Origin of the sequence: Deinococcus pimensis DSM 21231 (genome assembly GCF_000519345.1) — a bacterium.
Lineage (GTDB): Bacteria > Deinococcota > Deinococci > Deinococcales > Deinococcaceae > Deinococcus_A > Deinococcus_A pimensis.
The window spans coordinates 84667-85271 of record NZ_KI912635.1 but is presented as its reverse complement, the minus strand read 5'-3'; the positions used below and the strand labels follow the sequence as shown (position 1 = coordinate 85271).

Annotated in this window: 1 protein-coding gene; it reads left to right on the top strand. The window is 73.6% G+C overall.

All coding sequences use genetic code 11. From position 1 onward, the window contains the following. Window positions 1–605, top strand: a 605-nt coding sequence (locus DEIPI_RS41270) for an amidase family protein (RefSeq protein WP_245588529.1), incomplete at both ends; no start/stop codon positions are given.

Genomic DNA, 605 nt, shown 5'->3' with positions numbered 1-605 from the left:
CCCTCGCCGTCCGCGAGGGCCGCGTCACCGCCGCCGCCGTGACGCGCGCGTACCTGGACCGCATCGAGACGCTCAACCCGGAGCTTCGCGCGGTGATCGAGGTGAACCCCGACGCGCTGACGGAGGCCGAGGCGCTCGACGCCTCCGGGCCGCGCGGTCCCCTGCATGGCGTGCCGGTCCTCGTGAAGGACAACGTGGACACGGCGGCGCCCCTGCACACCACGGCGGGCTCGTGGACGCTCGCGGGTCATCAGCCCGCGCAGGACGCGCCCCTGGTGGCACGTCTGCGCGCGGCGGGCGCGGTGATCCTCGGAAAGACGGCCCTGACGGAATGGGCGAACTTCACGACGATCGGGATGCCCAACGGCTTCTCCTCGCACGGTGGGCAGGTGCGCAGCGCGTGGGGCGAGGGTCTCGACGTGGGCGGCAGTTCGTCCGGGAGCGGCGTGGCCGTCTCGGCGCGCATGGCGCCCGTCGCGGTGGGCACCGAGACGTCGGGTTCGATCCTGTCGCCCGCGAGCAGCAACGGCGTGGTGGGCCTCAAGCCGACGCTGGGGTACGTGCCGCGCACGGGCGTGATTCCCATCGCGTCGAGTCAGGACACG